General features: G+C 39.8%; 15 protein-coding genes. 7 read left to right on the top strand and 8 right to left on the bottom strand.

Annotation, left to right across the window (positions count from 1 at the left end):
- Positions 1–14 precede the first annotated feature (14 nt).
- Positions 15–2,195: a sodium-translocating pyrophosphatase gene (locus V7S75_RS07655; protein WP_459512789.1), complete on the top strand. Its 2,181-nt coding sequence runs from the start codon at positions 15–17 to the stop codon at positions 2,193–2,195.
- A 104-nt stretch (positions 2,196–2,299) separates the two neighbouring features.
- Here V7S75_RS07655 and V7S75_RS07650 read toward each other — a convergent pair whose 3' ends face one another.
- The 3 genes from V7S75_RS07650 to V7S75_RS07640 all read right to left on the bottom strand — a co-directional run bounded on the left by V7S75_RS07650 (position 2,300) and on the right by V7S75_RS07640 (position 6,203).
- Positions 2,300–2,866 (bottom strand): 50S ribosomal protein L25/general stress protein Ctc, encoded by a 567-nt coding sequence (locus tag V7S75_RS07650; RefSeq protein ID WP_459512787.1) that lies wholly within the window; start codon positions 2,864–2,866, stop codon positions 2,300–2,302.
- Between the two features lie 61 nt (positions 2,867–2,927).
- Positions 2,928–3,869 (bottom strand): ribose-phosphate pyrophosphokinase, encoded by a 942-nt coding sequence (locus tag V7S75_RS07645; protein ID WP_377975862.1) that lies wholly within the window; start codon positions 3,867–3,869, stop codon positions 2,928–2,930.
- Positions 3,870–3,938: 69 nt separating this feature from the next.
- The gene (locus tag V7S75_RS07640; protein ID WP_459512785.1) at positions 3,939–6,203 is read right to left on the bottom strand and encodes an aconitate hydratase; all 2,265 of its coding nucleotides are present in this window, start codon (positions 6,201–6,203) and stop codon (positions 3,939–3,941) included.
- A gap of 171 nt (positions 6,204–6,374) precedes the next feature.
- Here V7S75_RS07640 and V7S75_RS07635 point away from each other — a divergent pair, with 171 nt between their 5' ends.
- The 3 genes from V7S75_RS07635 to V7S75_RS07625 all read left to right on the top strand — a co-directional run bounded on the left by V7S75_RS07635 (position 6,375) and on the right by V7S75_RS07625 (position 12,159).
- Positions 6,375–8,663: a DUF5686 family protein gene (locus tag V7S75_RS07635; protein WP_459512783.1), complete on the top strand. Its 2,289-nt coding sequence runs from the start codon at positions 6,375–6,377 to the stop codon at positions 8,661–8,663.
- Positions 8,664–8,772: 109 nt separating this feature from the next.
- A complete protein-coding gene (gene topA / locus V7S75_RS07630; RefSeq protein WP_459512782.1) occupies positions 8,773–11,265 on the top strand; it encodes a type I DNA topoisomerase in 2,493 nt (830 codons plus the stop codon).
- 3 nt (positions 11,266–11,268) lie between these two features.
- Entirely contained in the window at positions 11,269–12,159 is an 891-nt protein-coding gene (locus tag V7S75_RS07625; protein ID WP_459512780.1) for a bifunctional 5,10-methylenetetrahydrofolate dehydrogenase/5,10-methenyltetrahydrofolate cyclohydrolase, read from the top strand.
- Here V7S75_RS07625 and V7S75_RS07620 read toward each other — a convergent pair.
- From V7S75_RS07620 to V7S75_RS07600, 5 genes are read right to left on the bottom strand one after another with little or no spacing between them, the layout of a single operon-like run.
- The gene (locus tag V7S75_RS07620) at positions 12,156–13,064 is read right to left on the bottom strand and encodes a class I SAM-dependent methyltransferase (RefSeq protein WP_459512778.1); all 909 of its coding nucleotides are present in this window, start codon (positions 13,062–13,064) and stop codon (positions 12,156–12,158) included. The genes V7S75_RS07625 and V7S75_RS07620 overlap by 4 nt on opposite strands.
- Positions 13,064–14,683 (bottom strand): hypothetical protein, encoded by a 1,620-nt coding sequence (locus V7S75_RS07615; RefSeq protein ID WP_459512776.1) that lies wholly within the window; start codon positions 14,681–14,683, stop codon positions 13,064–13,066. The genes V7S75_RS07620 and V7S75_RS07615 overlap by 1 nt, the downstream gene beginning before the upstream one ends.
- Before the next feature lies 1 nt (position 14,684).
- Positions 14,685–15,089 carry an EVE domain-containing protein gene (locus tag V7S75_RS07610; protein ID WP_459512774.1) on the bottom strand — a complete coding sequence of 135 codons (405 nt, stop codon included), beginning with the start codon at positions 15,087–15,089 and terminating at the stop codon, positions 14,685–14,687.
- A 2-nt stretch (positions 15,090–15,091) separates the two neighbouring features.
- Positions 15,092–15,916, bottom strand: a complete 825-nt coding sequence (gene menB, locus V7S75_RS07605; protein WP_459512772.1) for a 1,4-dihydroxy-2-naphthoyl-CoA synthase — start codon at positions 15,914–15,916, stop codon at positions 15,092–15,094.
- Between the two features lie 6 nt (positions 15,917–15,922).
- A complete protein-coding gene (locus tag V7S75_RS07600) occupies positions 15,923–16,372 on the bottom strand; it encodes a DUF2452 domain-containing protein (RefSeq protein ID WP_459512771.1) in 450 nt (149 codons plus the stop codon).
- Between the two features lie 83 nt (positions 16,373–16,455).
- On the opposite strand from V7S75_RS07600, the gene V7S75_RS07595 reads away from it, so the two are divergent.
- Genes V7S75_RS07595 through V7S75_RS07585 form a run of 3 tightly spaced genes read left to right on the top strand, consistent with a single transcriptional unit; the run spans position 16,456 to position 19,697 of the window.
- Positions 16,456–17,496, top strand: coding sequence for an AMP-binding protein (locus tag V7S75_RS07595; RefSeq protein WP_459512769.1), 1,041 nt, complete (start codon positions 16,456–16,458; stop codon positions 17,494–17,496).
- A complete protein-coding gene (locus tag V7S75_RS07590) occupies positions 17,497–18,270 on the top strand; it encodes a hypothetical protein (protein WP_459512767.1) in 774 nt (257 codons plus the stop codon).
- An 11-nt stretch (positions 18,271–18,281) separates the two neighbouring features.
- Positions 18,282–19,697 carry an aldehyde dehydrogenase family protein gene (locus tag V7S75_RS07585; RefSeq protein WP_459512765.1) on the top strand — a complete coding sequence of 472 codons (1,416 nt, stop codon included), beginning with the start codon at positions 18,282–18,284 and terminating at the stop codon, positions 19,695–19,697.
- Positions 19,698–19,785: the final 88 nt, after the last annotated feature.

Below are 19,785 nucleotides of genomic sequence, written 5' to 3'. Positions count from 1 at the left end.
CTAAATCTTTATTTATGAATCAAATTGTTTACTTAGTGCCTGCGTTTGGAATTGTAGGTTTGCTGTATACAGCATGGAAATTTAGTTGGGTATCTAAACAAGATGCAGGAAATGACAAGATGCAGGAGCTATCCGGTTACATTGCCGATGGAGCCATTGCCTTCTTGAAAGCAGAGTGGAAAATCTTAGCTTATTTTGCTATCCCAACCGCTATTTTGTTAGCTTGGTTGGGGACGCAAACAGGTTCAATTGATAATCCTATTCATTCTTCTCCTTTAATTGCGGTAGCTTTTATCATTGGGGCGATTTTTTCTGCAACAGCTGGGTATATCGGTATGATTGTAGCAACGAAGGCCAATGTTCGTACGGCGGAAGCCGCTCGTACTTCATTAGCTAAGGCCTTGAACGTATCTTTTACGGGAGGTTCAGTGATGGGTATGGGTGTTGCTGGTTTGGCAATTTTAGGTCTTGGTGGCTTGTTTATTGCGTTTTATCAATTATTTGCTGAAGGTCAAGCGTTGACTTCTGTTGAAATGAAAACGGCGATCGAAGTTTTGGCTGGTTTTTCTTTAGGAGCTGAATCGATTGCCTTATTTGCACGTGTGGGTGGTGGTATCTACACAAAAGCCGCTGACGTGGGAGCTGATTTAGTAGGTAAAGTTGAAGCTGGAATTCCAGAAGATGATGTTCGTAACCCTGCAACGATTGCAGATAACGTAGGAGATAACGTGGGAGACGTGGCAGGTATGGGTGCCGATTTATTTGGTTCATATGTGGCAACGATCCTTGCAACGATGGTATTAGGCCAAGAAATTGAAGTTTCAGATAACTATGGAGGTTTCTCTCCTGTCCTATTGCCTATGTTGATTGCTGGAGTAGGATTAATCGCTTCCTTGGTATCTACATTCTTCGTTCGAATTTCGAAAGAAACAGATTCAGTACAGAATGCTTTGAATTTAGGTAACTATACTTCGATTGCAATCACTTTTGTTACCTCATATTTCTTGGTGACAAATATTTTACCTGAAAGTCTAAGCCTTCGTGGTACAACATTTACCGCGATGGATGTGTTTTATGCCATTATCGTAGGTTTAGTTGTGGGGACTTTGATGTCGATCATCACAGAATATTACACAGCAATGGGTAAGCGTCCGGTAGATTCGATCGTACAAAAATCAGGTACAGGTCATGCGACAAATATCATCGGTGGCTTAGCGGTAGGAATGGAATCAACGGTATTGCCAATCTTGGTATTAGCAGCGGGTATCATTGCATCTTATCACTTTGCAGGTATCTATGGTGTTTCTATCGCTGCGGCAGGTATGATGGCAACAACTGCCATGCAATTAGCGATTGATGCCTTTGGTCCAATTGCGGATAACGCAGGTGGTATCGCAGAGATGTCTCAATTGCCTTCTGAGGTGCGTGACCGTACAGATAATTTGGATGCTGTAGGTAATACGACGGCTGCAACAGGTAAAGGATTTGCTATTGCTTCAGCAGCGTTGACGTCTTTAGCTTTATTTGCTGCGTTTGTTGGTATTGCTGGTATTGATGCGATTGATATCTATAAAGCTGATGTTTTGGCAGGTTTATTTGTAGGAGGTATGATTCCATTTATTTTCTCTGCATTATGTATTTCTGCTGTAGGTAAGGCAGCGATGGAAATGGTGAACGAGGTTCGTCGTCAATTCCGTGAGATTCCAGGCATCATGGAATACAAAGCAAAACCGGAATATGAAAAATGTGTAGCTATCTCGACAGAAGCCTCTATTCGTCAAATGATCCTTCCTGGTGCGATTGCATTAACAGTTCCCGTAATCGTTGGTTTTACTATGGGACCTGAAGTATTAGGTGGTTTATTAGCCGGTGTAACGGTATCGGGCGTATTGATGGGAATTTTCCAATCAAACGCAGGTGGTGCTTGGGATAATGCGAAGAAATCGTTTGAGAAAGGTGTTTTGATTGATGGTCAAACATTCAAGAAAGGTTCAGAGCCTCATAAAGCAGCTGTAACGGGAGACACGGTTGGTGATCCATTTAAAGACACCTCAGGTCCATCGATGAACATCTTGATTAAATTGATGTCCATTGTATCCTTGGTTATCGCACCTTACATTCACGTAGGAAATAGTCCTGCACATTCAAGTGTAAAATCGCCTGCTCCCATCGTTAAGATGGTAGCTAAGCGTTAATTGATTAAAAGCGATTCTCGTATTAGGGAATCGCTAATTATAAAAAAAGCCCTTCGTCGATTGACGAAGGGCTTTTTTAGTTCTATCAGAAATTCCGGAGGGAATTAAGCGGTTAATTTACCTCTTAATGCTCTTGGGATATCGATTGTTGCAACTGGGTTAGAAGCTGGGTTTAAGATTTCGCAACCTTCAACTTTCAACTTGTTAACTTTTACTGTTTGACCTAAATCAAGACCAGAGATATCAGCAGTAACAAAATCAGGAATGTTAGCTACTAAACCACGCAAAGATACTTTACGTAATTTTTGCACCATTTTACCCCCTTTGATAACGCCTGGAGAGTTTCCAATGATTTTAACCGGAACGTCAATTTTGATAGGCTTATCAGCAGTGATTTCTAAGAAATCAACGTGAAGAATCATTTCATTTACTGGGTGAAACTGAGCATCTTGCAAGATAGCACGGTGAATATCACCTTCAATGTTCAATTCTACTTCGTAAACATCTGAAGAATATAATAATTCGCGGAACAAGATCATTGGAACAGCGAAATGCAATTGCTCTTTACCACCATATAATACACATGGAGCTAATGCTTCTGCACGTAAATCTTTTGAACCTTTTGTACCTAGTGTAGCGCGTTTATACCCTACGATTTCTAACTTTTTCATTTTGTTTTTGTTAGTGTTTCCAGTCTTTCGCTCGAAGGCTATCCCCTGAAAACGGTTGAAATTAATATTTAATAAATAATGAACTGATAGACTCGTGATCACGGATACGACCGATTGCCTTCGCAAATAACTCAGCAACTGATAATACCTTAATTTTGTCGCATGCTTGTTTTTGAGGGATCGTATCAGTCACCAATAACTCAGTCAAAACTGAATTAGAAATGTTCTCATACGCCTTGCCAGATAAAACAGGGTGAGTTACCACCGCACGAACAGAATTTGCACCCTTGTCCATTAATAATTGAGCGGCTTTACACAAGGTACCACCGGTGTCAATTAAGTCATCGACTAAGACTACATCTGCACCTTTCACATCACCAATTAATTGCATCGATGCAATTTCATTCGCACGTTTCCGGTGCTTATCGCAAATAACCATCTCCGCATTGAAGAATTTAGCCATGTTGCGCGTACGTACTACACCTCCCACATCTGGAGAAGCGAATACGATGTTTTGTAAATTCAATGATTTCAAATAAGGAACAAAAATGGCGTTTCCTTCCAAGTGATCTACTGGAAAATCCATAAATCCTTGAATCTGACCTGCATGTAAGTCAATCGTCATTAAACGATCCGCTCCTGCAGCTGTCAATAAATTGCCAATCAATTTTGCACCAATTCCTACACGTGGTCGATCTTTACGATCTTGACGAGAGTAACCAAAATAAGGAATAACTGCAGTCACATAGTGTGCTGAAGCTCTTCTTGCCGCATCAATCATCAATAACAATTCCATCAAGTTATCAGCTGTAGGAAATGTTGATTGAATAATGAATACATCACAGCCGCGAACAGATTCATCAAAACTAGGTGACATTTCACCATCTGAGAATCGTAAAGTGGTAACAGCTCCTAAATCCTTCCCATAATATTTGGCGATTTCTTTTGCCAAATAATTAGAAGCCGAACCGGAGAAAATTTTAACTGCGTTAATCGCTGCCATGTTATTTGTTAAGAGCTTAATTATAAAAATTAAGGCGCAAAATTAGACATTTTACGCCTTAAATCAAATCTATTTTACTGATGCACGAATAATGTTCAAGGCACCACCTGATTTGAACCATTCAATTTGTTGTGCATTGTAGGTATGATTCACGGCAAAACTATCTTTCGAACCATCTGCATGAACCAATTCAATCGTCAAGGATTTCTCTGGAGCGAATGAACCTAGGCCAACAATATTAATGCTGTCGTTTTCTTGAATCTTGTCATAGTCTGCTTCATTAGCGAATGTTAACGCTAGCATACCTTGTTTTTTCAAGTTGGTTTCGTGAATACGTGCAAATGATTTAACCAATACCGCACGTACACCCAAATGACGTGGTTCCATTGCTGCATGCTCACGTGATGAACCTTCACCGTAGTTGGTATCCCCTACTACAATTGTCCCGATTCCCGCAGCTTTGTAAGCACGTTGCGTTGCAGGTACAGGTCCATACTCACCTGTTAATTGATTTTTAACGTTGTCTGTTTTCTCATTGAAGAAGTTAACAGCACCGATCAACATGTTGTTCGAGATGTTATCTAAGTGACCACGGTATTTCAACCAAGGACCAGCCATGGAGATATGATCGGTTGTACACTTACCTTTTGCTTTGATCAATAATTTCAAGCCCGTTAAGTCAGTACCTTCCCACGCCGTAAATGGATCTAATAATTGTAAACGGTCAGATGTTGCTGAAACTTTTACTTGAACACCTGAACCATCCGCTGCTGGAGCTTGGTATCCTGCATCTTCTGCAGCAAAACCTTTTTGTGGCAATTCATCTCCTGTAGGAGCATCCAATTTAACTTGTTCCCCTTTTTCGTTGGTCAACGTATCCGTTAACGGATTGAATGTTAAGTCTCCCGCAATAGCTAAAGCAGTTACCATTTCTGGAGAAGCAACAAATGCAAATGTGTTTGGATTACCATCCGCGCGTTTTGCAAAGTTTCTGTTGAAAGAGTGAACAATGGTGTTCTTCTCTCCTTTTTCAGCTCCTGGACGTGCCCATTGACCGATACAAGGTCCACATGCATTTGAGAATACTGTTGCACCAATTGTATTGAACGTATCAATAAATCCGTCACGCTCAATTGTATAACGAACTAGTTCAGAACCTGGAGTGATTGTGAATTGTGCTTTGGTTTTTAACCCTTTGGCAGCAACTTGTTTTGCTAACGATGCCGCGCGCGCAATATCTTCATAGGATGAGTTAGTACATGAACCAATCAAACCTACCTCCACTTTTGTAGGCCAACCGTTTTTCTCGGCTAATTCTTTCATTTTTGAAATCGGCGTTGCCAAATCCGGCGTGAAAGGTCCATTTAAATGTGGTTCTAATGTATCTAAGTCGATTTCGATTACTTGATCAAAATATTTCTCTGGATTAGCGTAAACCTCAGGGTCAGCCGTTAAGTGCTCACGTACTTGATCTGCCATCGCTGCAACATCTGCACGACCTGTAGATTGTAAGTAACGCGCCATAGAATCATCGTAACCAAATGTTGATGTCGTTGCACCAATTTCCGCACCCATGTTACAAATGGTTCCTTTACCTGTACATGACATCGAAGTGGCTCCTTCACCGAAGTATTCTACTACACATCCTGTACCACCTTTTACTGTTAAAATACCAGCTACCTTTAAGATGACGTCTTTTGGAGCAGTCCAACCATTTAGTTTACCTGTTAATTTAACACCGATCAACTTAGGGAATTTCAATTCCCAAGCTAGGCCTGCCATAACATCACATGCATCAGCGCCACCTACTCCGATCGCGATCATACCTAATCCACCTGCATTAACTGTGTGTGAGTCGGTACCAATCATCATTCCTCCTGGGAAGGCATAATTTTCCAATACTACTTGGTGAATAATACCAGCGCCTGGTTTCCAGAAACCGATACCGTATTTATCAGAAACCGATGACAAGAAATCGTAAACCTCTTTATTTTTATCTACCGCTACAGCTAAGTCAGTCGTTGATGCAACTTTTGCCTCAATTAAGTGGTCACAGTGTACTGTAGAAGGTACGGCTACTTGAGGGCGACCCGCTTGCATAAATTGCAATAAGGCCATTTGAGCCGTTGCATCTTGCATAGCTACGCGATCTGGTGCGAAATCTACATATGAGTTTCCACGTGCATAAGCAGTAGACGGTGTTCCTTCCCATAAATGGCTATAAAGGATTTTTTCAGTTAACGTAAGCGGCTTACCAGTTAATGCACGTGCTGCTGCGATGCGAGCCGGCATTCTTTCGTAAACAGCTTTGATCATTTCAATGTCAAAGGCCATGTTAATAATTTTTATATAAGAAATTGCTCGCAAAATTAATAGATTCGCTTGAAAATTGCCAATTTTGAAGGCTATGATTTCCTTTCAATTATATTTTATTGAAATTTGGCAATCGTTTCCCTGTTAAATAATGTTTTTGGCTGCTTTGATAGCCGATTAAGCCTATTCAATTTGAAAGTTATTTATCGTTTGTTTTTCATTTTACTGATTTGTATACCACAGTACTTGTGGGCACAAATGAATGATTTTCAGGCGGTTGTTGATCTAGCAATTGCGAAAGCTCCTAATCACGCGGCTCAAATAAGACACCTACAATTTGATGTAGAGATTGCTGAGAAGGGCCGCTTTGATCATTTTCCTTACTTAGGAAAGCAGCGGCTTCAAAAACTAGAAGGTATCAAAATAGGTCAATGGTACGGGAAACAAACAAATTCTCATGTTTATATGGGAGCAATGAATCAAATGATTCATGAAGTTCATTCTGTTCGCGGGAATCAGATTAAGTTCCCACGGCCTACCCTATTTTTCTGGTCTGATTTTTACCAAGATTTTGTAGGTACCCAATGTGTCTCTCCATTAAATTATCACGCCCGAAGTTATTATCAGTTTACTTTTAAACAGACTTTTATCTTACAAGGTCAAGCGGTTTACCAATTTACCCTTAGTCCAAAAATGAAAGCCGACCGATTGTTTTCTGGAATTATCACCTTGAGCCAGGAAGGAATGTTTGTGGGATTTGAAGGTAATGTGGAATCAGATGCGATAGATTATCGTATTCATATTCAAAATCAATATAAGTATGAAACTTGGTTGCCCTTAGAAGCTAATTTTAATGTGCAAGGCGGTGTTTTGGGTATTACAGGTGAATATGAGATTCAAGAGAAAGTAAAAGGTGATATTCAATTTTGGCAACCGAGTGTACATGATTTTGAAAAACCTGCAGAAATTAAAGAAGTGCTTAATATTTCTGAACGCGCATTTGACGAAACTTTCGCTAGTCAATTATTAGCTAATTTTCATCAGGGCTTGATCCGAAAATGGAAACAAAGACCGCAATCTGCGCTTACAACTGTCGATTCAGTAAAAATTGTACCCAAAGAAGTTGTGCAACTTACAAGTTCGGCTTTATTCCCTGCTCCTATTGACTCATCGAGTATTGCCTATTTTGATACATTAAGGAGAAGTCCTTTTCGCATCGACCAATTGATTTTTAGTAAGTCGTTTTATTTTGGGAAACGAAAGGGTGATTTTTATCCGTTTGAAATCTATTATAAATCCCCTGTCTTTGATTCCAATTTCAACACCGTCGAAGGTTTTGTGGCAAACTCTGCTTTGGTATTTCGGAAACGTTGGGCTCGTTATCGGATGTTGGAAGCCGAGGTTTTAGGCCGACGATCTTTTGGCTTAAATCGGAATACGGGTTATCTTAAATTGCGATATAAAACAGAGAATTTTGATTTATCCGCCTCTCATGGTGATTTTGTAGCGCAATACAATCCTGACAATACGATTTCACCCGAAATGAATTCGCTTTCTACTTTGTTGTTGAAAAACAATCAAATGAAAATTTATCGGAAGCAATATTGGAATGTTTCCTTAATCAAGCGATTCTCCTCGCGCCTTTTCATTAAGGCCTATGCGGAATCAGCAAATCGTTCTCAAATGGATAATACGACGGGCTATTATTGGATTAATTATTTGAATCGGACGTTTAGCAGTAATAACCCAACCAACGTAGAAAACCTGAAAGAAGGTTTTGAGAGTAATCACGCCTTTATTACGCAGTTTTCCGTCGGTTTTAGGCCTTTTTTAACCCAGTCGTATCTTAATTCAACCCGACAAAGTGATTGGGGTTCTTCTCCCCTGATTCAACTGAAATATCGAGCGGGATGGCCTGAGGTCTTTGGTTCTACGGTTGATTTTCAAATGCTTGAATTCTCATATGTTCAAAACTTAACTCTATCTCCTTGGGCGAAGTCAGGATTTGTATTAAACGCTGGAACATTTTTTGGCCATTCCCCTGAATATTTTCTAGACTATAAACACTTTAATGGTGGACTTAATCTTATTCAAACGGGTGATATGTTGGCCTCCCAACGACTTATTGGTTACTATCAGAATTTTACAACCGGTGCCAATCAGCGTTTGAATGTTAACCACTACGCATACAGTACCTCAGGAAATTACATGGAAGGACTTTCACAATTTCAATTTTCAAATTTGTGGTTGAAACCTTTATTGGGTACCAAGAAGGCTTATGTCAAAGAATTATTAATTGCGAATGCAGTTTATCTGCCTAAGCAAAATTTGTTTTATCAGGAGTTAGGATATGGTTTGGATGGTGTCATTAAAGTCTTGCGTTTGGAGGCGATTGCCAATTTTTCAAATGGGTCTTTTAATTACATTGGATTCCGTGTCAACATTAATTCGCGAATTCGAATAGGGAATATTCCTGAATAATATGATTTTTTAGATTTTTTTTGGTGCTTTCGCGGTAATTGTAAACAAATACATTTTAAGCACCTATATTTGAGGTCATTTCGAAAATTTAACCTGAAACATTTATCTGATGGCAAAAAATTTGGTCATAGTTGAGTCCCCCGCAAAAGCAAAAACGATAGAAGGTTATTTGGGCAAGGATTTTATTGTAAAATCTTCTTTCGGTCATGTGCGGGATTTACCTACCAAAGGTGATAAGGTCATTGATGTAGAAAATGATTTTACACCTACTTATGTTGTTTCCTCAGATAAGACACAGGTCATTTCGGAATTAAAGAAATTAGCTAAATCATGCGAGGAAGTTTGGTTAGCGACTGACGACGACCGTGAGGGAGAAGCGATTTCTTGGCATTTAAAAGAGGCCTTAAATTTAAAAGATAATACAAAGCGAATCGTGTTTCGTGAGATTACGAAATCAGCCATTTTAAAGGCGATTGAGCAACCTCGCGCGATTGATATGGATTTGGTGAATGCGCAACAAGCCCGCCGAATCATGGATCGTTTGATCGGTTTTGAGCTTTCTCCCGTTCTTTGGTCTAAAGTTCAAAAAGGTTTATCTGCCGGTCGTGTGCAATCCGTTGCGGTTCGCTTAATCGTAGAACGTGAGCGAGAAATTGAACATCATGCTAGCATCGCTACATTCAAAGTTAGTGCGTTATTTGATCTTCCTGGTAAAAAGGTATTGAAGGCTGAATTGGCTAAGAATTTTGCCAAAGAAGGTGATGCTTTGGAATTTTTGAAAAAATGTGTGGGAGCAACGTTTTCAATTAAAAGTCTAGAAACGAAGCCGGCTAAAAAAACGCCAGCGCCTCCGTTTACGACATCTACGCTCCAACAAGAAGCGTCGCGTAAGCTAGGCTATGCGGTAGCCACAACCATGTCGATTGCCCAGAAATTGTATGAATCAGGTCGTATTTCTTATATGCGTACCGACTCAACGATGCTTTCGCAGGAAGCGCGCGACAAGGCCAAAGCGGCAATCGAATCGAATTATGGTGAGAAATTTCATCATGCCCGTCAGTTTAAAACGAAGTCTGATAGCGCACAAGAAGCTCACGAAGCCATCCGTCCAACGGATTTTGGCATGTCGACCCTATCTGGGGATTCGCGTGAACGAAAATTATATGAGTTGATCTGGAAGCGTTCGATTGCTTCACAGATGTCGGATGCTTTACTCGAAAGAACAACGGCTCAAATAGAGATATCTACTACGACAGAGGTATTAGTTGTTCAAGGTGAGGTTATTGCTTTTGAAGGATTCTTGAAAGCATATTTAGAAGGAAAGGACGATGAAGAGGAGGATGAAAACAAAGATATGTTACCTCCTTTGTCTGTTGGTCAAGTCCTGCAATTAGATGAATTAAAGGCTCAGGAGCGTTTTTCTCGTCCAGCTCCGCGTTATACAGAAGCCAGTTTAGTAAAGGCTTTGGAAGAAAAGGGTATCGGTCGGCCTTCTACCTATGCTCCTACCATTTCCACGATTATTAAGCGTGCTTATGTAGAGAAAGAAGATCGTGCTGGAAAGGAAAGAACTTTTCAAACATGGACATTAAAAGAAGACGAAATAGCTGGAGTAAAAGCCACTGAAATCGTTGGTGCCGAGAAATCGAAGTTATTCCCAACCCACATAGGTACTTTAGTTACAGATTTCTTAGTTGAGAATTTCCAAGAAGTGGTCGATTATACATTCACCGCGGAAATGGAGAATGAGTTTGACCATATTGCGCAAGGTAAATTACCTTGGGTTAAGCTGATGAAGGACTTTTATGGTTCTTTTCATAAAACGATCGAAGATAGTAAAGGCATTGCTCGCAGTTCTGTGGGTGGTGGCCGTGAATTAGGTGTAGATCCAGAAACTGGCAAGAAAATATCTGTTCGTTTAGGGAAATTTGGCCCATTTGTACAATTGGGTGAATCGGGAGAAGAGGATAAACCTCTATTTGCCAATTTGGGTAAAAATCAATCGATTGCTACGCTAAGTTTGGATGAGGCTATCGCTTTGCTTGCTCGACCAAAATTACCTCGTGAGATTGGTATTTTAGATGATAAGCCTGTGGTAATTGGTGCTGGTAAATTAGGACCATACATAAAATACGATGGTAAATTCACCAGTTTGCCTGAACCGAATGATCCTTTTACGATCGAATTAGATCAAGCCGTTTTAGTGATGCAAGCAGCTCAAAAAGCGGCTGAATCAGCGGGTTTAGGTTATTTTGAAGATCAATTAATTGAAACGGGAAAAGGCCGTTTTGGCCCTTATGTCAAGCATAATGGTAAATATATTTCCTTAAGTAAGACGGATAATTTAGCTACGTTGACGCAAGAACGCGCCATTGAACTTATTTTAGCGAAACGAAATTCAGAAGCCAATAAGATCATTAAGGAATTCCCTGAGAATGCAGCCATTAAGGTCGTGAATGGCATGTATGGTCCGTACATTCAAATCGGTAAACGAAATGTAAAGATTCCGAAGGATCAAGATCCAGCTAGTTTAACATTGGAAGATTGTATCGCATTAGGTGATGCAGCTCCAGCTCCGAAAAAGACAACAAGAAAAAAATAAGATATGAGTCAGATTATTGATGGAAAAATGGTCGCTGAATCCATGAAAGCGTCCATTGCAAAAGAGGTTCAAGAATTAGTTGCTTCAGGTAAGCGTGCCCCCCATTTAGTTGCCATTCTTGTAGGTAACAATGGCGCATCTGAGACTTATGTAGCGAATAAAGTAAAATCTTGTGAAGAATTAGGTTTTGCCTCAACCCTTTTGCGTTTTGATCCATCGATTAGCGAAGCAGAATTATTGCAGGCTGTAATAGATGTGAATAACAATCCCGAAATGGATGGTTTAATCGTGCAATTACCCCTTCCTAATCACATCAATCCTGACCGCGTGATGGAAACGATTCATCCTTCAAAAGATGTTGACGGTTTCCACCCAATTAATATCGGTCGGATGGCGAAAGGATTGCCCGCTTATATTTCCGCTACCCCTCAAGGTGTTTTGGATTTATTAGCTTACTACAAAATTGAAACGGCTGGAAAGCATTGTGTGGTGGTAGGTCGTAGTCAAATTGTAGGTTTGCCCATGTCTATTTTAATGCAACGCAATCATCCACAAGGAAACTGCACGGTTACGTTGACACATTCACGGACGGCTAATTTGGAGGAGATGTGCCAACAAGCCGATATTATTATTGCGGCATTAGGAAAGCCCGAGTTTATCACTGCTGCTCACGTGAAACCAGGCGCCGTGGTAATTGACGTTGGTTTGACACGCGTGGAAGATGCGAGCAAAAAATCAGGCTTTGCTTTAAAAGGTGATGTTGATTTTGACTCCGTATTCCCAATCTGTTCTTACATCACACCTGTTCCTAAGGGCGTAGGTCCCATGACGATTGTTTCCTTGATGAAAAACACCCTTTTGGCTGCCAAAGGCGTGATTTATCCTAAGAACTAAGCCTTATACAAATAGCGATGGAAAACTCCCAATGGGAGTTTTTTGTCGTATTGGTCATTTAGGTATAATTCACCAGATTCTGCCGTTTCTGGCACATTGAAAATTCCATTCACTAAATTCTCTACGACCAAGGTAGAAAAGCCTAATGAATAGACGTTAGTCAATAAAATATGTTCCTTGGGATCTAGAATTTCTTTCACAGAGCGCAACATATCGTCTATCTGTTCTTCCAACACCCATTTTTCTCCGTCTGGTCCACGACCATAAGCCGGTGGGTCTAGCAAGACACCTTGGTAGAAATTACCTCTCCTAGCCTCGCGTTTAACGAATTTTAGGGCATCTTCGGCCATCCAACGGATCGAATCCAATTGAGATACTTCCATGTTTTCGCGCGCCCAGGATAATACGGGTTTTACCGAGTCTACGTGCGTGACATCGGCACCCATTTGTCGGCACACTAAACTTGCCCCACCCGTGTATGCGAATAGGTTTAATATCTTAGGTTTCGGATTACTTAACAAAGGGATGTTTTTCGCTAAAAACTCCCAATTAGAAGCTTGTTCTGGAAATAAGCCTACGTGTTTGAATGACGAAAGACTAATCTTTAATTTTAAATCTAAGCGTTCGGATTGATATGGAATGAACCATTTGTCGGGCACCCCTTTTTTTATATCCCATACGCCACGTTCTGTACTGCCCTTCTCTTTTTTGAAATGAGCATTAGCTTTAATGGACCAAAACTCTTCAGACAAGGACTTTGACCAAAGGGCCTGTGGTTCAGGTCTGCGAACGACAAATTCACCAAACTGCTCTAATTTTTCAAATCCGCCTGAATCAATTAATTCATAGCTTTTTCCCCAGTTTTGAGGTGTTTCAATGGCGATAGATTGGTGATTGTTTGACATTAAGGCTTAAATTGAATTTTGTTTAAATAGAAAACTTGACGTTTCCCTTCTGTTTGGTTAACAATATTTTGTGTTCCGTAAGCTAAAAAATAGGTGTTATACCAATAGGTTAAATCGGAATCAGCTGATTTTTTAACTCGATCACCTTCTAAATTGGTTTCGATGTCCAAGGTATTTTCCGTTTCAGTAGCTCCATGATCGCGAATGATTTTGGAGATTATTTGGTTATCCTTGCTGTAACTTAAAATAATCTGATCATCCTGAACGGATGTTTTTAATTTTTGAATAAGCTTCGGTTCTTTTAAATCATGCAGCGAAATACAATGATCCCACAATAAATTACCCTGTGCATCTAATTCGGCAATCACAGCATGCGTATAAACCCATCCGTCAAATTGTTGCTGGTTTCCATAATAATTATAACCTCGATATCCCCATGGGCTGTAATAGCTTGAAAAAGGTGAATACAAACCGTAATTTCCATATCCCCAGCGATAAGGATTATACATCATACTCCAAGGAGAATAAAAGCCACTCATCGTTGTCATCCCTGGAAAATAACCTCCCCCGTAAGGGCCAAAGTTGGCATATTTATAATCAGGATAAAATGCTTCTGCCACAATTATGTAATGATCTCCTTTGCGGATAATATCATGCATTAGTAGTCGGTAATCCAAGCGTAAATCCTCCCCTTTTTCCTCTTTATCTTTAATTTTTTTAGCTTGTCTTTCAATTTGTTTCGGGCTTAAGAAATTGAAAAAATTACTGAATTTGGTAAAGCTCGTATAGCTTGAATTGGTTAATTCACCATCTAGAAATGATTGAAAATAAAGTCCTTGTGAACTTGGCCCCTTAGATGAACCAATCGTGTTTTTGTGCCCATAGGTACCTACCACAACTTGTAGAGAATCATTGATTTGTGCCGATTTGGCATTCATCATCGCATATTCATCATTGGGTTTCATTAAAACTTGGCTGACTTGATTTCCATCTTCATCAAATGATTTGAGGATTAATTGGTAATCTTTCGCCTTTTTACCAACCGAATAAGTGACATTTATTTGTTCGTATGCCGTATCTAAATCCATCGATTGAATTTCAGCTTGCCCTTTTACGATAGCTGGTAAAATGCGGGTCTTTTTTTCGTTCAGATTCGTATACAGAATGACCGGTTGTGAATTAACCATTCCTGCGATGAAAAGCGAAGCATTTAAGGCTTTGAAATTAGATATTTCAATTCGGTCCACTGAGATGATTTGGTATTTATCAACCTTCCCTTTTTCGGTATTCACGCGAAATATGACATAGGAATTGCTCTTGAATCGACTAAATAAAAGATATAAATCATCTCCATCGTAACTATGCGTCACATAATCTTGATTGGAGTCGATGGTAGCATTCGTAGACCATTCTTGTTCTAAATGGGTTGAAAACTTACGAAGGTTGAATGCTTGTTTGTTTAATTGGCTAAGTAGAATGACACCTTTATTCCCAATGGGAATCGTAAAAGTCTCCACTTGATTTGATTCTTGCGGAAATTCAACACGTTTATTCGTTTGTGCATTTCCTTGGAAAATGGACATTGAAATAACTATCAGAATCAAAAGAGCCTTTTTCATATTATTCAGTTAAAGTTAGAATGATGTCAAATTCTGCTTTTTGAACGGGTGTTACAGATAAGCGCGATTGCTTAATTAACGCAAGTGAACTAAGTCTTTCGTCGGCCTTCATCGATTTCAATGTGACCGTCTTATTAAATTTCTTTATCGGAACCAATTCCACGACAACCCATCTAGGATCTTCAGTGGTGGGATCTTGGTAAAATTCTTTGCTTACTTCCGCAAGGCCAACAACCTCCATGCCTTCGTTTGAGTGATAAAAAAACACCCAATCTCCTTTTTGCATGGCTTTCATATTATTCCGCGCCTGGTAGTTGCGTACGCCATCCCAAACAGATTTCCCTTCTTTAACGAAATCATCCCAAGAATATTTGAAAGGTTCAGATTTTACGAGCCAATAATTCATACTTATGGGAATTTAGGGAATTTAGAAAAGTCTGGTTTACGCTTTTCTAAGAATGCATTTTTACCTTCTTTTGCTTCGTCTGATAGGTAATATAGTAACGTCGCATTTCCTGCTAATTCTTGAATTCCGGCTTGGCCGTCAAGTTCAGCATTGAATGCTGATTTCAACATGCGCAATGCCAAAGGACTTTTTTCTAGGATTTTTTCACACCAGGCTACTGTTGTTGCTTCTAATTCTTCTAAAGGAACTACTTTATTCACTAATCCCATTTGAAGTGCATCTTGTGCATCGTACTGATCACACAAAAACCAAATCTCACGCGCTTTCTTTTGGCCGACTACACGAGCTAAATAAGAGGCACCAAAACCACCGTCAAAAGATCCTACATTAGGTCCGGTTTGGCCAAAACGTGCATTTTCCGCCGCAATGGATAAATCGCAAATCACATGTAATACGTGTCCACCTCCGATAGCCCAACCTGCGACCATGGCAACAACGGGTTTAGGAATGGTTCTAATTTGACGTTGTAAATCCAATACATTCAAACGCGGTACATAATCTTCTCCTACATATCCACCGTCTCCACGAACGCTCTGGTCACCACCCGAACAGAATGCTTTTCCCCCCTCACCGGTTAAAATGATTACACCTACCGAGGTGTCTTGCCGAGCGAGTTCCATGGCCTCCGACATTTCCTGAACTGTCAATGGCGTAAATGCATTGTGTTTATGCGGTCGATTTATCGAGATTTTAGCAATCCCTTTGTACTGTTGGAATAAAATGTCTTTATATTCCTTAATGGTTTTCCAAGGCAAATTTGAAGTCATAATGGGTTAATTTGATTCTTCGTTATAGGTAACATCCCAGGTGTGGTCTGCTAGTAAAATTACTTTAGCCAAATAGCGGCTATATTTAAATGAACGGCCCCATTCGTGCGGTGCAACGAGCGAAAGCAAGTCGGAGCCATCTTCTTTTTCATACATGTAATAGGTTTCAGAAATAATGGGCTCAAATCCCATGGCCGCATCATATATACGCTCAGAAATCTCTTTTCGGTCGGCTAAAAGCTTAGCTTGCTTTGCTAGAACTTCCATTTGTTCATAGAGTTGGTTCATTTGGCGGTCCGTTTGTTGGCGCATCGCTAAAATACTTCTCCCCCTTGTTTTACCCGTATCTTCCGGTTTAATGACAGCTCCTCCTGCCGTATGGGCATAAGGAAGTAAACCCGGATTTTGGGCTACTTTGTCAGGATTGATCGGATTTAAAAATGGATCTTCTTTCATCTAAGCAAGGTTATTTGATTAACCTTCTATTAACTCACGAAATTAGAGAATGTTTGGTTAATTTTGGAATGATTTGTTGATTTATGCAGGTATTTTCCCCTCTTTCTGATCAATTGTTTGTGCCCTCCTCGGATTACGAGCGTGAGGTGCTCGCATTTTGCGAATTATGGAAAAGTGGTCAACCCTCTTTTTTGTTTCATACTTCGGGTTCCACGGGTACGCCCAAGCCGATTTGGGTGAGTCGGGAAGCAATGATTGCTTCCGCCGTTTCAACAGGAAATTGGTTGCAATTAAAGCCGAATGACGTCGTTTTAGTAGGTTTACCTGTACAATATATTGCCGGTGCTATGCTTCTTATAAGAGCAATGGTGCTGGATTTAAAAGTATGTTTGGTATCTCCTTCCGTTAATCCTCTAGAGGGGCTTGCTCCCATTTCAATTCAATTGGCTTCTTTTGTACCCAATCAGTGGTATGCCATTTTGGAATCCGGTATTGATTTGTCTGTATTCTTTGCTGGTTCCAAAGGGATATTATTGGGCGGAGCGGCCATATCTGACTCGTTGAAATCCCGTTCTGGGACATTGCCTTTTCCCATTTTTGAAACCTATGGAATGACTGAGACGGTTTCACATATTGCTTATCGAACAATTAAAGATCCGTTTTTTAGAACTTTAGGTAAAGTCGAAATTGGTGTAGATGAACGTAATTGTTTGAAAATAAAGGGTTTGATGACAGATAATACCTGGGTTCAAACGAATGATATCGTAACCATCGAAGATGAATCCCATTTTGAAATAAAAGGGCGATTTGATCGTGTCATCAATTCTGCAGGTCGGAAAATACACCCTGAGGAATTGGAAAAAATTATTAGTTCGAGTGATAACCAACCCGCATCGTTTTTTATTGAAGGGATTCCGGATGCGATTTATGGCCAGCAGGTAACTTTATTTTATACCGGAGATTGGGTTATGTCAAGTCAGCTAGCTGTTCAGGGTTTATTACGGTCGTATTTTGAATCGTGGCAATTGCCCAAACAATATATTCCTTTAGAAAAATTTCAATTTACATCATCAGGCAAAATAGATAGATTGAAATCCGTAGCTTTGTATCTTAAATCCGAATAGATGAAACCAACGCGTTTAGAAAAGAAATTTCAATTGTTTTATGAAAGTCCGAATAATGTTCCTGCTCCCTATCATTTAGAGGCCGCATTTACGTTTGAAGATTTTTTGTCAGACAAACCTCGCGTTGAAGTTTCCATCCAATATATTGACCGAGATGATTTTTCACGTGAAGAATTATTAGCAGAAGGCTTAAATGTAGAAGATCATTTTGAATGGTCGGGCGATTTATCGCTTGCTTGGCGAAACCGTTTAGAAACTGCTTTTTTGTTGTTTCAGTCGGGTTCTTGCAATCCTCGCGATGAAGAGCCATTTATTACTTTGGAAGCTGCAGATACAACGACAGCGGTACCTATCAGTTTAGAAATTGAGGATACCTTGATGCAGGAGTTCATGCAGGCAATTTTAGAGGTTGCGGGGAATGAAATGCCGCTATACTTGGGTTTTCAATTTATGGATGCGGACGAAGAATGGGTGCGTATCGAAGGCGAAATGTCATTTTTTGATTTAAAATTTACCTACCGGACAGATAGCTCAGAAAGTTCCATTCGCTTTACGGATCAGTGGCAAAGTTTGCAGGAATTAATGCAAGTGCTTTTCATTGGAGAGTTTGTTTTTGAAAAAGGAGTCGAAGAATTGAAACCTAAAACTCAATTCGCAGTTTATCCCGGTGATGGTAAATGGTATGTAGCTGGTGATACCTGGTTTAGACCTTCGGGAAATAAAGGTTATTTTGATTTAATTGAAGATAAATTACGTGATTTGTTTACTATTTAAGCTTTAATCGCATGAATCAATCGCTAGAAGACAAGATCCAAGAGGTTCTCTATTTGCAAAAATCATCGTTACTCCGACTGAAAAATTCGAGTGCTGATGAGCGCATAGAGAAACTAAGGAAATTACAGAGATACATGTTGGATCACCAACAAGAACTTTTTGATGCCTTATTTCAGGATTTTCGTAAGCCGAGTTCAGAAGTAATTATCGCCGAGCTATTGGGTGTAAAGCGAGAAATAAATCACATGATTAAGCACATTAAATCATGGATGAAGCCTCAAAAAGTATCTACACCACTACTTTTGATGGGGACCCAAGGTCACATTCAATATGAACCCAAAGGTTTATGCTTGATTATTGCACCTTGGAATTATCCGTTTAATTTGGCGATTAATCCCTTAGTTCATGCGATTGCAGCCGGTAACGCGATTATTCTGAAGCCATCTGAAATGAGTGAACATACTTCGACATTTATTAATAAGATGATAAATGCGTTATATGATCCATCCGATGTATTTTGTGTTGAGGGAGATGCGCAAGTATCCACTTATTTATTAGCTCAGAAATTTGATCATATCTTTTTCACCGGAAGTCCGGCGATAGGTAAAGTTGTCATGGCAGCTGCTGCCAAACATTTAACCTCAGTAACCCTAGAATTGGGTGGTAAGTCACCTGCAATTGTTGGTCCCACAGCCGATATTGCTTCTAGTGTCCCAAAAATTGCTTGGGGTAAATTTTTGAATAATGGCCAAACATGCATAGCACCTGATTATGTATTTGTTCATGAGAAGGTGCATTTTCAGTTTTTAGCTGGTCTGGAAAATTCGATTCAAGCATTTTATAATGCTGAATCGAAAGGAATTGAAAAAAGCAATGACTATGCTCGTATTGTAAATAGAAAGCATTTTGATCGAATTGTTCGCATATTAGAAGATGCGAAAGCTAAAGGGGCTAAGGTTATTTTTGGAGGTGAACTAAATCCGGAAACGAATTACATCAGCCCTACTGTGTTGAGTAATTGCACGATGGATATGGCTATTATGCAAGAAGAAATCTTTGGCCCGATATTACCTGTTTTAACCTATCGATCCGAGGAAGAAATTGTCGATTATTTAAGTCAGGAAGAAAAGCCCTTAGCGCTTTACATTTTTTCAGAGGACAAGGTTTTCACGGATTATATTTTACATCATACATCTGCTGGGTCAAGCGTCGTTAATGATTGTTTAATTCAGTTTGGTCATTCTTCTTTGCCATTTGGAGGAGTTAATAATTCAGGCATCGGAAGATCAGGTGGTAAATTTGGTTTTGAAGAGTTTTCGCATGCTAAAGCGGTCATTGTACAAAAGACTAATGCTTTACGATTCTTTTATCCTCCTTATACGTTACGGACCAAATGGTTAATCGAGCAAGTGTTAAAGTGGTTTTAAGAAAACTTCTTTGTCTACTATTTGTTTGCTTTTCTTTTGTTAGCCTTGGGCAGGCTATTTTATTAGACCAAAATCCCTTTTCACTGAA

The sequence above is a fragment of the Aquirufa sp. TARAVU-A1A genome (genome assembly GCF_054558675.1).
This window is presented reverse-complemented; position numbering and strand designations above follow the sequence as displayed.